Here is an 11,960-nt window from a genome sequence, read left to right on the forward strand (position 1 = left end):
GTCGCAGGTTCGAATCCTGCACGACCCACCAATGTAAAAAGGCGCCCTAAAGGCGCCTTTTTGCTATGCGCGGAACTCAACGATTCGACAAAATTGTCGGGAACAATTTTGAACAACGCGGCGGCGTTGGCCCGCAGGGCGAGTCTCAGGATGAGACGAGTGTCTCTGCAGCAGGTTCGGGTCGAACGCAGTGAGACAACGGAGCCGCTTGCGGCGACGGCCCGAAGGGCGAGGCGAAGCCGAGTCATCCTGCACGACCCACCAATGTAAAAAGGCGCCCTAAAGGCGCCTTTTTGCTATGCGCGGAACGCACGCTCTGGCCACGAGCCTCCCCGTGGCGATAAACCGCTATCAACGCTGATACAGCGGATCTTCAACCCTGGCGGCGGTGAGATTCTCCCCTTCTTCTCGCACGATTTCCCATAAGGCCTGGGCGGCGGTCGACAGCGAGCGATTTTTCCGGCATGCCAGCATCAGCTGCCGCTCCATTATCGGAGTGAGTCGCTTCACCGCCAGATGGCTTCCCTGCGGTAACGGCAGCGCCAGCGCCGGCAGTACGCTGATGCCAATTCCCGACTCCACCATCGGAAACAGCGTTGCCGGATGGCCAATCTCCTGCACAATGTTCGCCCGCACAGCCAGCCTGCTGAGAGCCGCATCAATCAGCGGACGGCTGCCGGAGGCATAGTCCTGCAGGATCAGTCTCTCATTCTGTAGCGCCTGCCATGGCACTTCAGTCAGGCTGGCAAAAGGATGATCCTCCCGGCAGAGCAGCAAAAAAGGTTCCGCCAGGACCACTTCACATTGCAGGTCCGCCGCCGGGCCAGGGTCAATCACAATGCCGAAATCCACTTCCCCCTGGCGAATACTCTCCAGCACCCACTGCTGGGGCCGGTCGTGCAGGACGAAATCGATATCAGGATAGCGACGATTGCTATGGGCAATACACTGGGGAATAAGGTGGGCGGAAATCGTCTGACTGGCGGCAACCTTGACGGTGCCGCTCAGCTGCTGGCCAACCCGACCGGCATCGCGCAGCGTCACCGCCAGCTCATCGAGCAAACGCTCCAGCCTGCCTGCCAGCTGCTGACCCGCCTCGGTGAGGACCACCTCCCGGGTGGTACGGTCGAGGAGACGGACCCCGGTCTGATGCTCCAGCTCCTTGACGCTGTGGCTGACGGCCGACTGGCTTAAGCCAATCATCTCCCCCGCCCGGCTAAAGCTCCTGGCGCGGGCGACGGTAACAAATACTTTTAACTGACGCAGAGAGTAATTCATCTTTTTTATTCATGAATAGATGCAATAAATCAATTTTATTTCTCAAATCAAAAAAAGCACAATAACGCATCTCTTTTCAGGAGCGTTTATGAAACTTTTCCGCATTCTCGATCCGTTTACGGCAACCCTGGTCACCGTTGTCCTGTTGGCCTCATTCTTCCCGGCCCGTGGCGCTTTCGTCCCCTTCTTTGAACATCTGACCACTGCCGCCATCGCCCTGCTGTTCTTTATGCACGGCGCCAAACTCTCCCGGGAGGCAATTATCGCCGGCGGCAGCCACTGGCGTTTGCATCTGTGGGTGATGTGCAGCACCTTTATTCTCTTTCCGGTGCTGGGGGTTCTGTTTGCCTGGTGGGCGCCGGTGAAGGTCGATCCGATGCTCTACAGCGGCTTTATTTATTTGTGCATTCTGCCGGCCACCGTGCAATCCGCCATCGCCTTCACCTCGCTGGCCGGAGGCAACGTCGCGGCGGCGGTCTGCTCAGCCTCGGCCTCCAGCCTGTTGGGCATCTTTGTTTCACCGCTGCTGGTGGGTGCCCTGATGAACCTTCATGGCGCAGGCGGTAGCCTCGAGCAGGTCGGAAAGATCATGCTGCAGCTGCTGTTGCCTTTCGTGCTCGGCCATTTATCGCGGCCGTGGATCGGCAACTGGGTGGCGAAGCATAAGAAGTGGATTGGTAAGACCGACCAGACCTCGATTCTGCTGGTGGTTTACTCCGCCTTTAGCGAGGCGGTGGTGAACGGCATCTGGCATAAAGTGGGTCTGGGATCGCTACTGTTTATCGTGGTGGTCAGCCTGGTGCTGCTGGCCATCGTCATCGCGGTCAATGTGTTCGTCGCCCGCCGCTGCGGCTTTAACAAAGCCGATGAAATTACCATCGTCTTCTGCGGTTCGAAAAAGAGCCTGGCCAACGGCATCCCGATGGCCAATATTCTCTTTCCGACCTCCATCCTCGGCATCATGGTGCTGCCGCTGATGATCTTCCATCAAATCCAGCTGATGGTCTGCGCGGTGCTGGCGCGGCGCTATAAACAGCAAACCGATGCGCGTCTCGCTCAGGAAAAGGCCAACGCAGCCAAAGCTTAACGCGCTTTCTTCAGGGGCTGGACCAGATCGCTCAGCCCCTCGCTTTTAATCAGCAGGGTCAGCGCCATCAGCTCGCCGAGATGGCCGGCAGGGAATTGATCCTTGCGCGCAAACCACAATAAATACTCCTCCGGGACATCGATTAAACGACGCCCCTTGTATTTACCGAACGGCATCTCAGTATTGGCGATCTCGACCAGCTGCGCTTTATCCACGTTATTCTCCCAGCAGACGCATCATTTCGGCTTCGTCAATCACCTCGATGCCGAGCTCCTGCGCTTTCGCCAGCTTAGAACCCGCCGCTTCGCCAGCAATCACCAGATCGGTCTTCTTCGATACGCTGCCCGCCACCTTCGCCCCCAGCGCCACCAGACGCGCTTTGGCGTCATCCCGTGACAGCTGACTGAGGCTGCCGGTCAGGACGACGGTTTTGCCTGCAAACGGGCTGTCAATCTCTTCCGCCTTCACCACCACCGGCGCCGGCCAGTGAACCCCTTCCGTCAGCAGCTGCGCGATGACATCGCGGTTGCTCTCTTCGGCAAAGAAGTTGAAGGTATGGGTGGCGACCACAATGCCGACATCAGGGACCTTCTGCAGCTCCTCAATGGAAGCCTGCTCCAGGGCCTCGAGGGTGCCGAAATGCGCCGCCAGGCCCGCCGCCGTCGCTTCTCCTACCTCGCGAATGCCTAAGGCGTAGAGGAAACGCGCAAAGGTTGTCTCTTTGGCTTTCTCGAGAGCGTTGACCACGTTTTGCGCGGACTTCGGCCCCATCCGATCCAGCCCGGTCAGTTTCCCTGCGGTCAGTCGGAACAGATCCGCCGGGGTATGGACGTACTCTTTCTCCACCAGCTGGTCGATTATCTTGTCGCCCATGCCGTCAACGTCCAGCGCGCGACGGGAGACAAAGTGCTTGAGCGACTCTTTACGCTGCGCGCCGCAGATAAGGCCGCCGGTACAGCGGGCTACCGCCTCGCCTTCCACTCGCTCAACGTCGGACTGACAGACCGGGCAGTGGGTCGGGAATTCAACATCCCGGGCATCTGCCGGGCGTTCGGAAAGCACCACGTTGACCACCTGAGGGATCACGTCGCCTGCCCGGCGAATCACCACCTTGTCGCCGATTTTCAAGCCTAAGCGTTCGATCTCATCGGCATTATGCAACGTGGCATTACTCACCAGCACGCCGGCGACATGGACCGGCTCCAGGCGCGCCACCGGCGTAATCGCCCCGGTGCGGCCCACCTGGAACTCCACGTCCCGGACGAAAGTCATCTGCTCCTGGGCGGGGAACTTAAAGGCCACTGCCCAGCGCGGCGCGCGGGCCACGAAACCTAACTGCTCCTGCAGCGCCAGCGAATCGACTTTGATCACCACGCCATCAATGTCAAAGCCCAGATGGGGACGATCTTCCTCGACTTTACGATAGTAAGTGAGCACTTCCTCGGGGGTATGACATAGGGTGACGCGATCGCTCACCGGTAATCCCCATGCTTTAAACTGCTGTAAACGGGCCGAGTGGCTGGCCGGCAGCTCACCGCCCTCCAGCACCCCAACGCCGTAGCAGAAGAAAGTAAGCGGTCGCTTCGCGGTGATGCGCGGGTCCAGCTGGCGCAACGAGCCCGCCGCCGCATTGCGCGGGTTAGCAAACACTTTTCCGCCGGTGCGTCGAGCTTCTTCATTGATTTTTTCGAACCCGGCCTGCGGGAGGAACACTTCCCCGCGCACTTCCAGGCGTGCGGGAATATTATCGCCATGCAGCCTGAGCGGGATGGTGCGGATGGTTCGCACGTTAGAGGTAATGTCCTCGCCGGTGGTGCCGTCGCCGCGTGTCGCCGCCTGCACCAGCACGCCGTTTTCGTAGAGAATGCTCACCGCGAGGCCGTCGAGCTTCAGCTCGCAGCAGTAGATGAGAGGGTCAGTGCTTTTCAGGCGATCCTGCACCCGCTTGTTGAAGGCCAGAAAGCTCTCTTCGTCAAACACGTTGTCCAGCGACAGCATCGGCACTTCATGGCGGATCTGGCTGAAGGCGGTCAGCGGCGCCGCCCCCACGCGCTGAGTCGGTGAATCCGGGGTAATCAGCTCCGGATGCTGGCTCTCCAGCTCGCGCAGCTCGCGCATCAGCCGGTCATACTCCGCATCGGGCACTTCCGGTGCGTCCATAACGTGGTACAGGTATTCATGATGGCGAAGCGTGGTTCGCAGTTCAGTCAGTTGTTGTTCGATCGGTTCCATATCACACCATCAATGATAAAAAACCCCCGACAGGCGGGGGTTGTGAAGGAGTTGAGATAACGCGGGACGTCAGGCGTTCGCGTCTTTCACTTCGCGAATACGATCCTGGTATTCACGCAGTTTTTGCGGCGTCATCATGCGACGCTGATCGTCAAGCACCACGCCGCCCACTTCATCGGCGATATACTGCGCAGACTGCAGCATCAGCTTGAAGTTCTGCAGTTCATCACCGTAGGAAGGGACCTGCATAAAGATAGTCACCCCAGGGGTCATCATATCCGCCATGCTGTCCGGATTGAAGGTCCCCGGCTTCACCATGTTGGCCAGGCTGAACAGTACCGGGCCGCTGCCGTCCGGGCTCAGATGGCGGTGGAAAATATTCATTTCACCAAACTTGAACCCGGCCTGCTGGATGCTATTGATAAGCACCTCGCCGTTAAGCTGCGCGCCATGGTGCGCGGCAACGTTCATCACGATGACCGTCTCTTTACGCTCTTTCGGCTGGGGCGCTGCAGGCTGCTGCGGCTCTGTCGGCTGCGGTTCAGCAACCGCGGGCTGCGGCGCGGCAACAGGCTGGGGCGCAGGCTGCTGCGGAGCGGCCGGTTGCGGCTGGGCGACGGTCGGGGTCACCGGCTGCGGCGCGACAGGCTGTTGCACAGCAGGTTGCGGCTGGTGTTGCGGCTGCGCGGGTTGCGGCTGTTGCCAGCCAGGCTGCGGAGCCGCATGCGGCGCAGACGGTTGTCCCTGCGGTTGTGCCGGGGCCTGGCGCGGCGGCGCCTGACGAACCGGTTCCTCAGGACGCACAGGCTGCTGCATCTGGCGCTCGTAAGGCGGCTGGTACTGGTGCTGCGGCGCCTGACGAGGGGCTTCATGCTCCCCATGCGCGCCGTGCGGAGCGTGAGTCACCGGATGAACGCGGACTTCACCTACGCCTTCAACATTATCATCAAAGTCGTCGTTTTCCGACTCATCGTCGCGCGACTTCATACGTTTCAGTGGGCGATCGCGAAACATCGAAGAACGTTCTTTACGGCTGGTCCAGAAACCATGTACCAGTAAAGCGATTATGGCGATCGCGCCAACAATGATTAATATCAGACGCAAATCCTGCATCATTATATTCTCTGTTGTTCTAACACCTTGCCACCACGGCAAACATTTACTCACTAAGAGTATTTGCCGATTACCTCAAGTGCAAGTGCGTCGGTCGCTTTCACCACATAAAGATGAACTAAATCGTGCTTTTTGCTGTTTTTTCGAACATTTCCTAACTGGTTATTGTCTGACGACCCGATAAAATAAGCGAGCATTCACACTGGATGTTCAAAAAGGAGCAATGCCTGGCTATGGTTTCATCATCCGCACCGACCCCGCGTAGCGGCGTATACTACTTTTCGCAGGGCTGGAAACTCATCAGGCTGCCGGGCATACGTCGTTATGTCTTCCTGCCTTTACTGGTTAACGTGCTGCTGATGGGCGGTGCTTTCTGGTGGCTGTTTACCCGTCTCGACAGCTGGATCCCTTCGCTGATGAGCCATGTGCCTGACTGGCTGCAGTGGCTAAACTACCTGCTGTGGCCGGTGGTGGTGCTGTCGATTCTGCTGGTGTTTGGCTATTTCTTTTCTACTATTGCCAACTGGATTGCCGCCCCGTTCAGCGGCCTGCTGGCGGAACAGCTGGAAGCGCGTCTGACTGGCGCCACCCCGCCGGACGTCGGCGTCTTTGGCATCATGAAGGATATTCCGCGCATCATGAAGCGTGAGTGGCAGAAGCTGGCCTGGTACCTGCCCCGCGCCATCGTGCTGTTGCTGCTCTACTTTATACCCGGCGTTGGCCAGACGGTGGCCCCGGTACTCTGGTTCCTGTTCAGCGCATGGATGCTGGCGATTCAATACTGCGATTACCCCTTCGATAACCACAAGGTCCCCTTCAGGACCATGCGCGAAGCGCTGCGCAGCCGCAAGGTGATGAATATGCAGTTTGGCGCGCTCACCAGCCTGTTCACCATGATCCCGGTGTTAAACCTGGTGATCCTCCCGGTGGCTATCTGCGGCGCCACCGCCATGTGGGTCGATTGCTATCGCGACAGACACGCCAGCTGGAAGTAACAGCAGCACCTCCCCTGGAGCGGCGAAAGCCGCTCCTTATATCTCACTTATTCCTTCTTGATCATCATTATTTCCCTTCCGCATATAGATATGCTAAATCCTTACTTCCGCATATTCTTTAAGCGGGTATGCTGATGCCGTACCCCCAAATTTCATACAGTTAAGGACGGGCCATGAGTAAGATTTTTGAAGACAACTCCCTGACTATCGGTCATACGCCGCTGGTACGACTGAACCGCATTGGTAACGGCCGTATCCTGGCAAAGGTAGAATCTCGTAACCCGAGCTTTAGCGTAAAATGCCGTATCGGCGCCAATATGATCTGGGATGCTGAAAAGCGCGGCGTGCTGAAACCTGGCGTGGAACTGGTCGAACCGACCAGCGGCAACACCGGTATCGCCCTCGCCTACGTGGCGGCGGCTCGCGGCTACAAGCTAACGCTAACCATGCCGGAAACCATGAGCATCGAGCGTCGTAAGCTTCTGAAAGCGCTGGGCGCCAACCTGGTGCTGACCGAAGGCGCCAAAGGCATGAAAGGCGCCATTCAGAAAGCGGAAGAGATTGTCGCCAGCAACCCGGAAAAATTCCTGTTGCTACAGCAGTTCAGCAACCCGGCTAACCCGGAAATCCACGAAAAGACCACCGGCCCGGAAATCTGGGAAGACACCGACGGTCAGGTGGATGTCTTCATCTCCGGCGTAGGTACCGGCGGTACGCTGACCGGCGTCAGCCGCTACATTAAAAACACCAAGGGCAAAAAAGATCTATTCACCGTCGCGGTTGAACCGACCGATTCGCCGGTTATCTCCCAGGCGCTGGCGGGTGAAGAGCTCAAGCCGGGCCCGCACAAAATTCAGGGCATCGGCGCCGGCTTCATTCCTGGTAACCTGGATCTGAAGCTGGTGGACAAAGTGATCGGCATCACCAATGATGAAGCGATCTCCACGGCACGCCGCCTGATGGAAGAAGAAGGCATCCTCGCGGGTATCTCTTCCGGGGCCGCCGTTGCCGCGGCGCTGAAGCTGCAGGAAGATGAAGCCTTTACCAATAAGAATATTGTGGTTATCCTGCCTTCCTCGGGTGAGCGTTATTTAAGCACCGCGCTGTTTGCCGATCTCTTCACCGAGAAAGAACTGCAACAGTAGTGCCAGCTTGTAAATAATGTGTAAAAAAGCACCTTTTCAGGTGCTTTTTTGTGGCATACGTCAAAGTTTTACCCCTCCTGGCATTGATTCACCTCGTAGGGTCTGGTATTTAACCAGCACATTTATTTTGATGCGCGAAATTATTCAGAAGAGGATTTCCGCCAGCTGAATCGATTTTATGATTTGGTTCAAGTCTTCCTTTCGCGGCATAATGTTTAATGACGTGCTAGACGTCAATGGCCCGCAGGTCTTCGCAGCGCCAGGCGCTGCCGACGCCAAGGCCGGAAACGTAACGCCGGCGCTAACAATACAGGCTAAAGTCGAGTCGTTAGACTAGACTTTAGGTCCACAACACTAAACCTATAAGTTGGGGAAATATAATGTTCCAGCAAGAAGTTACCATTACCGCTCCGAACGGTCTGCACACCCGCCCTGCTGCTCAGTTTGTTAAAGAAGCTAAAGGCTTCACTTCTGAGATCACTGTAACCTCCAACGGCAAAAGCGCCAGCGCCAAAAGCCTGTTCAAACTGCAGACTCTGGGCCTGACCCAGGGCACCGTAGTAACCCTCTCCGCGGAAGGCGAAGATGAACAGAAAGCGGTTGAGCATCTGGTTAAACTGATGGCTGAACTCGAGTAAGTTCACGGGTTCTTTTTCATATCAGTCACAAGTAAGGTAGGGTTATGATTTCAGGCATTTTAGCATCCCCGGGTATCGCCTTCGGCAAAGCACTGCTGCTGAAGGAAGATGAAATTGTCATCGACCGGAAGAAAATTTCTGCCGATAAGGTTGATCAGGAAGTCGAACGTTTCCTGAGCGGCCGCGCCAAGGCCTCCGCCCAGCTGGAGGTCATCAAAACCAAAGCTGGTGAAACTTTCGGTGAAGAAAAAGAAGCCATCTTCGAAGGGCATATTATGCTGCTGGAAGATGAGGAGCTTGAGCAGGAAATCATAGCCCTGATTAAAGATAAGCATATGACTGCCGACGCGGCAGCCAATGAAGTTATCGACGGTCAGGCCACTGCCCTGGAAGAGCTGGACGATGAATACCTGAAAGAACGTGCGGCTGACGTACGTGATATCGGTAAGCGCCTGCTGCGCAACATCCTTGGTCTGGCCATCATCGATCTGAGCGCGATTCAGGATGAAGTCATTCTCGTCGCCGCCGATCTGACCCCGTCAGAAACCGCACAGCTGAACCTGAAAAAAGTGCTGGGTTTCATCACCGACGCGGGCGGCCGTACCTCCCACACCTCCATCATGGCGCGTTCCCTCGAACTGCCGGCCATCGTGGGCACCGGCAGCATCACGGCGCAGGTGAAAAACGGCGACTATCTGATTCTCGACGCGGTGAACAACCAGGTTCTGATCAACCCGTCCAACGAGCAAATTGAAGCGCTGCGTAATCTGCAGGCTCAGGTTGCGGAAGAAAAAGCCGAACTGGCGAAACTGAAAGATCTGCCGGCGATTACTCTCGACGGCCATCAGGTTGAAGTGTGCGCCAACATTGGTACCGTTCGCGACGTCGAAGGTGCTGAGCGCAACGGCGCCGAAGGCGTAGGCCTGTATCGTACTGAATTCCTGTTCATGGATCGCGACGCGCTGCCAACCGAAGAAGAGCAGTTTGCGGCTTATAAAGCGGTGGCTGAAGCCTGTGGCTCTCAGGCCGTTATCGTGCGTACCATGGACATCGGCGGCGACAAAGAGCTGCCGTACATGAACTTCCCGAAAGAAGAGAACCCGTTCCTCGGCTGGCGTGCTGTGCGTATCGCGATGGATCGTAAAGAGATCCTCCGCGATCAGGTTCGCGCCATCCTGCGTGCCTCCGCTTTCGGTAAGCTGCGCATTATGTTCCCGATGATCATCTCTGTTGAAGAAGTGCGTGCGCTGAAGAAAGAGATCGAAATCTACAAACAGGAACTGCGTGACGAAGGTAAAGCATTTGACGAATCCATTGAGATCGGCGTGATGGTGGAAACACCGGCTGCGGCGACCATTGCTCGTCATCTGGCCAAAGAAGTTGATTTCTTTAGTATCGGCACCAATGATTTAACGCAATATACTCTGGCAGTTGACCGTGGTAATGATATGATTTCACATCTTTACCAGCCGATGTCACCGTCTGTACTGAATCTGATTAAGCAAGTTATTGATGCTTCTCACGCTGAAGGTAAATGGACTGGCATGTGCGGTGAGCTTGCGGGCGATGAACGTGCTACACTTCTGTTGCTGGGTATGGGGCTGGACGAATTCTCTATGAGCGCCATTTCCATCCCGCGCATCAAGAAGATTATTCGTAACACGAACTTCGAAGATGCGAAAGTATTAGCAGAGCAGGCTCTTGCTCAACCGACAACGGACGAGTTAATGACGCTGGTTAACAAGTTCATTGAAGAAAAAACAATCTGCTAATCCACGAGATGCGCGGCCCAAATTACTGCTTAGGAGAAGATCATGGGTTTGTTTGATAAATTGAAATCTCTGGTTTCTGATGACAAGAAAGACACCGGAACTATTGAGATTGTTGCTCCCCTCTCCGGTGAGATCGTCAACATTGAAGACGTGCCGGATGTGGTTTTTGCGGAAAAAATTGTGGGCGATGGGATTGCCATCAAACCGACCGGCAACAAAATGGTCGCGCCGGTAGACGGTACCATTGGTAAAATTTTCGAAACCAACCATGCGTTCTCTATTGAATCTGATAGCGGCATCGAGCTGTTCGTTCACTTCGGTATTGATACCGTTGAACTGAAAGGCGAAGGCTTCAAGCGTATCGCTGAAGAAGGCCAGCGCGTGAAAGTCGGCGACCCGGTTATCGAATTCGATCTGCCGCTGCTGGAAGAGAAAGCCAAGTCGACCCTGACTCCGGTGGTTATCTCCAACATGGACGAGATCAAAGAGCTGATCAAACTGTCCGGTAGCGTGACCGTGGGTGAAACCCCGGTAATCCGCATCAAGAAGTAATATCTGCTGCATAAAAATGGCGCCGAAAGGCGCCATTTTTTTATATCGCGTGGGTCACCGGCTGATAGCATTTTTCGCGGGATAAGATACGCAATCCTTCCGGAGTGCTCTCCAGAATTCGCCGCTCGCTGTCAGAGACCAGCAGTTCACACTGATATCCACCGGCCAGGCCGAACAGCGACCGCGCCACGCAGGCATCCTCCAGCGCCGCCTCCCCTGAAGTATCAAAATGACCAACAATGCGTCCCTGCTGACGGATCACTAACCGATAGCTTTTCATCTCTGTTTCTCCAGCGGCGGCAGGATCAGTTCGTCACATCCCTGCGCGGCAGTCCAGTTCATCACCTCCAGCACGCGCTGGGCGGCTGCCTCCGTCGCAGCCCCCAGCGCCAGGCTGGAAAGCAACCCGCTCACCAGCTCGGCGCAGAACAGATCGCCGGTACCCTTTAAATCCGTCTCCACCCGCGGGTGAACCACCACCTCCACCGCATCGGCCGTCACCACCAGCACATTGATCGTCGAATCAGCTTCTCCCGGCGCGCTGGTGATCACCACCCATTTGAGGCTGTCCGACAGCAGGCTACGCGCCGCGGCGACCGCCTCCGGCTGATTGCGACAGCGCCGGCCGCTCAGCGTCTCCAGCTCAAACAGATTAGGGGTGATCCCTTGCGCCAGCGGCAGCAGGTGCTGACGATAGGCGTCCGGGATCTCGGCCTTGACGTAGATGCCGCTGTCGACATCGCCAATCACCGGATCCACCAGAATACAGAGATCGGGATGGCGGTCGCGGACCCGCGTCAGCCACTGCGCCAGACGTTCAATTTGCACGGCGTTGCCCATATAACCGGTGGTCACCGCGCGCAGTTCGCGCAACGCGTCGCGCTCCTCCAGCGCCTGCAGGTACCCGACAAACCACTCCTCCGGGATAATGCCGCCATAGAACGTCTCATAATGGGGCGTATTGCTGAACAGCACCGTCGGCACCGCCAGCACGCGCAGACCGTGCTGTTTAATCGCCGGTACCGCGATGCTGTTGCCGACGCTGCCGTAGACTACCTGCGACTGCACGGCGACGATATCGACTTCCGACGCCCGGCTTTTGTCGTGAAAGAGCACTGATTGTATGTCATCTTGCTGGCCCATCTTTT

12 protein-coding genes and 1 other RNA gene are annotated in these 11,960 nt (G+C 56.6%); 7 read left to right on the forward strand and 6 right to left on the reverse strand.

The window, feature by feature from the left end; all coding sequences use genetic code 11:
• Nucleotides 1–126 precede the first annotated feature (126 nt).
• A non-coding RNA gene (locus L2I46_RS11195) (RtT sRNA) lies at nt 127–264 on the forward strand.
• An 87-nt stretch (nt 265–351) separates the two neighbouring features.
• Here L2I46_RS11195 and L2I46_RS11200 read toward each other — a convergent pair.
• Nucleotides 352–1,278 carry a LysR family transcriptional regulator gene (locus L2I46_RS11200; protein ID WP_060590115.1) on the reverse strand — a complete coding sequence of 309 codons (927 nt, stop codon included), beginning with the start codon at nt 1,276–1,278 and terminating at the stop codon, nt 352–354.
• An 88-nt stretch (nt 1,279–1,366) separates the two neighbouring features.
• Here L2I46_RS11200 and L2I46_RS11205 point away from each other — a divergent pair, with 88 nt between their 5' ends.
• Nucleotides 1,367–2,365 carry a bile acid:sodium symporter family protein gene (locus L2I46_RS11205; protein WP_023290588.1) on the forward strand — a complete coding sequence of 333 codons (999 nt, stop codon included), beginning with the start codon at nt 1,367–1,369 and terminating at the stop codon, nt 2,363–2,365.
• On the opposite strand, the gene L2I46_RS11210 is transcribed toward L2I46_RS11205, so the two are convergent.
• The 3 genes from L2I46_RS11210 to zipA form a co-directional block, all read right to left on the reverse strand.
• Nucleotides 2,362–2,580 (reverse strand): DUF3820 family protein, encoded by a 219-nt coding sequence (locus L2I46_RS11210; protein ID WP_004202007.1) that lies wholly within the window; start codon nt 2,578–2,580, stop codon nt 2,362–2,364. The two genes, L2I46_RS11205 and L2I46_RS11210, sit on opposite strands and share 4 nt — an antisense overlap.
• Before the next feature lies 1 nt (nt 2,581).
• Complete coding sequence (gene ligA / locus L2I46_RS11215; protein WP_049013914.1) at nt 2,582–4,597, reverse strand: NAD-dependent DNA ligase LigA; 2,016 nt, start codon at nt 4,595–4,597, stop codon at nt 2,582–2,584.
• A gap of 69 nt (nt 4,598–4,666) precedes the next feature.
• A complete protein-coding gene (gene zipA, locus L2I46_RS11220) occupies nt 4,667–5,713 on the reverse strand; it encodes a cell division protein ZipA (protein WP_023290590.1) in 1,047 nt (348 codons plus the stop codon).
• A gap of 230 nt (nt 5,714–5,943) precedes the next feature.
• Here zipA and cysZ point away from each other — a divergent pair, with 230 nt between their 5' ends.
• The 5 genes from cysZ to crr all read left to right on the forward strand — a co-directional run bounded on the left by cysZ (nt 5,944) and on the right by crr (nt 10,812).
• Nucleotides 5,944–6,705 (forward strand): sulfate transporter CysZ, encoded by a 762-nt coding sequence (cysZ, locus tag L2I46_RS11225; protein ID WP_023290591.1) that lies wholly within the window; start codon nt 5,944–5,946, stop codon nt 6,703–6,705.
• A 173-nt stretch (nt 6,706–6,878) separates the two neighbouring features.
• On the forward strand, nt 6,879–7,850 hold the full coding sequence (cysK, locus tag L2I46_RS11230; protein WP_023290592.1) for a cysteine synthase A: 972 nt from the start codon (nt 6,879–6,881) through the stop codon (nt 7,848–7,850).
• A 380-nt stretch (nt 7,851–8,230) separates the two neighbouring features.
• The gene (gene ptsH, locus L2I46_RS11235; RefSeq protein ID WP_002913505.1) at nt 8,231–8,488 is read left to right on the forward strand and encodes a phosphocarrier protein Hpr; all 258 of its coding nucleotides are present in this window, start codon (nt 8,231–8,233) and stop codon (nt 8,486–8,488) included.
• Nucleotides 8,489–8,532: 44 nt separating this feature from the next.
• Complete coding sequence (ptsI, locus tag L2I46_RS11240) at nt 8,533–10,260, forward strand: phosphoenolpyruvate-protein phosphotransferase PtsI (RefSeq protein ID WP_004201998.1); 1,728 nt, start codon at nt 8,533–8,535, stop codon at nt 10,258–10,260.
• A gap of 42 nt (nt 10,261–10,302) precedes the next feature.
• Nucleotides 10,303–10,812 (forward strand): PTS glucose transporter subunit IIA, encoded by a 510-nt coding sequence (gene crr / locus L2I46_RS11245; RefSeq protein WP_000522253.1) that lies wholly within the window; start codon nt 10,303–10,305, stop codon nt 10,810–10,812.
• Between the two features lie 40 nt (nt 10,813–10,852).
• Here the strand turns inward: crr and L2I46_RS11250 are convergent, their stop codons facing one another.
• Both L2I46_RS11250 and pdxK read right to left on the reverse strand, forming a co-directional pair.
• Nucleotides 10,853–11,092 (reverse strand): hypothetical protein, encoded by a 240-nt coding sequence (locus tag L2I46_RS11250; protein ID WP_044524307.1) that lies wholly within the window; start codon nt 11,090–11,092, stop codon nt 10,853–10,855.
• Nucleotides 11,089–11,955 (reverse strand): pyridoxine/pyridoxal/pyridoxamine kinase, encoded by an 867-nt coding sequence (pdxK, locus tag L2I46_RS11255; RefSeq protein WP_236947869.1) that lies wholly within the window; start codon nt 11,953–11,955, stop codon nt 11,089–11,091. Before pdxK ends, L2I46_RS11250 begins: the two co-directional genes overlap by 4 nt.
• Nucleotides 11,956–11,960: the final 5 nt, after the last annotated feature.

This window comes from Klebsiella sp. 2019SCSN059 (assembly GCF_021739525.1).
GTDB lineage: Bacteria > Pseudomonadota > Gammaproteobacteria > Enterobacterales > Enterobacteriaceae > Klebsiella > Klebsiella quasipneumoniae.

What these genes read in the sequence shown, in the direction of transcription:
- L2I46_RS11200 (WP_060590115.1), bottom strand. Translation starts at nt 1,278, where the DNA reads ATGAATTACTCTCTGCGTCAGTTAAAAGTATTTGTTACCGTCGCCCGC.
- L2I46_RS11205 (WP_023290588.1), top strand. Translation starts at nt 1,367, where the DNA reads ATGAAACTTTTCCGCATTCTCGATCCGTTTACGGCAACCCTGGTCACC.
- ligA (WP_049013914.1), bottom strand. Translation starts at nt 4,597, where the DNA reads ATGGAACCGATCGAACAACAACTGACTGAACTGCGAACCACGCTTCGC.
- zipA (WP_023290590.1), bottom strand. Translation starts at nt 5,713, where the DNA reads ATGATGCAGGATTTGCGTCTGATATTAATCATTGTTGGCGCGATCGCC.
- cysZ (WP_023290591.1), top strand. Translation starts at nt 5,944, where the DNA reads ATGGTTTCATCATCCGCACCGACCCCGCGTAGCGGCGTATACTACTTT.
- cysK (WP_023290592.1), top strand. Translation starts at nt 6,879, where the DNA reads ATGAGTAAGATTTTTGAAGACAACTCCCTGACTATCGGTCATACGCCG.
- ptsH (WP_002913505.1), top strand. Translation starts at nt 8,231, where the DNA reads ATGTTCCAGCAAGAAGTTACCATTACCGCTCCGAACGGTCTGCACACC.
- ptsI (WP_004201998.1), top strand. Translation starts at nt 8,533, where the DNA reads ATGATTTCAGGCATTTTAGCATCCCCGGGTATCGCCTTCGGCAAAGCA.
- crr (WP_000522253.1), top strand. Translation starts at nt 10,303, where the DNA reads ATGGGTTTGTTTGATAAATTGAAATCTCTGGTTTCTGATGACAAGAAA.
- L2I46_RS11250 (WP_044524307.1), bottom strand. Translation starts at nt 11,092, where the DNA reads ATGAAAAGCTATCGGTTAGTGATCCGTCAGCAGGGACGCATTGTTGGT.
- pdxK (WP_236947869.1), bottom strand. Translation starts at nt 11,955, where the DNA reads ATGGGCCAGCAAGATGACATACAATCAGTGCTCTTTCACGACAAAAGC.